This is a genomic window from Collinsella sp. LCP21S3_C7, from assembly GCF_052118485.1.
GTDB lineage: Bacteria > Actinomycetota > Coriobacteriia > Coriobacteriales > Coriobacteriaceae > Collinsella.
In genome coordinates this window covers 1-889 of sequence record NZ_JBQKHC010000052.1, presented here as the reverse complement: position 1 = coordinate 889, position 889 = coordinate 1, and the positions used below count along the sequence as shown (strand labels likewise).

Annotated in this window: 1 protein-coding gene; it reads left to right on the top strand. The window is 68.4% G+C overall.

What is annotated here, in order from left to right:
* Positions 1–50: 50 nt before the first annotated feature.
* A partial coding sequence (locus ACTQ1E_RS08825; protein WP_441565891.1) for an IS3 family transposase occupies positions 51–889 on the top strand: 839 nt, incomplete at its 3' end.

The following is an 889-nucleotide window of genomic DNA, read 5'->3' as shown; positions in this document are numbered from 1 at the left end:
CGGGACTGCGGACAAAAAGTTGGACCGTTGAGGTCCGGAACGGAGTCCGCATGGCATACAGTAGGAGAATGGTGGAGAGGGCCAGGGCGCTTCGCGGCGCCGGGCTCACCGTCATGGAGATAACCGAGATACTCGGCGGGCCCGGCAAGACGTCCGTCTGGCGCTGGATCAGGGACGTGCGCAAGCCCGCGGGAAGGGCCGGTGGAGGAATGGACCTGCCGCGACTCGTCGGGGACGGCCCCGACTACCCCGACATCGACCCGGAGGACAAGGACGCCCTGATCGAGCGGCTCAGGCTCGAGAACGCGGTGCTGAGGGCGGTGCAGGACGTTTTAAAAGCCGAGAGCCTCGACGGGATGTCGAACAGGGAGAAGACCCTGGTGATAGACCGCCTGAGGCCTGCGGGGAAGTGGTCCTTGAGAGAACTCACCGGCTTCTTGAGGATATCGAGGAGCTCCTATGACTACCAGCGCCGCGCGATCGCCAGGCCGGACCGCCTGGCGCCGCTGAGGGACGTCGTGCGGCGGGTGTTCCTGGAGGACGGCGACGGCGCGCGCGGCTACCGGTTCGTGGTGCGCAGGCTCCGCGAGCTCGACGACCCCGTGCGCGTCTCCGAGAAGGTCGTCCGGCGCATCATGCGCGAGGAGGGGCTCGTCCCGAGGTGGATGAGGAGGAGGGCCGGCGCCTACAGCTCCTACGGCGGCGAGGTGACCCCCGCCCCGCCGAACCTCGTGCGCCGCGACTTCCGCTCGGCCCTGCCGAACTTCCTGTGGCTCACCGACATAACCGAGTTCAGGCTGCCGACGGGCCGCAAGGTGTACCTGTCCGCCATCAGGGACTGCTTCGACTCCTCGATCGTCGCCTGGCGGGCGGGCGAGCGCCCGGACGC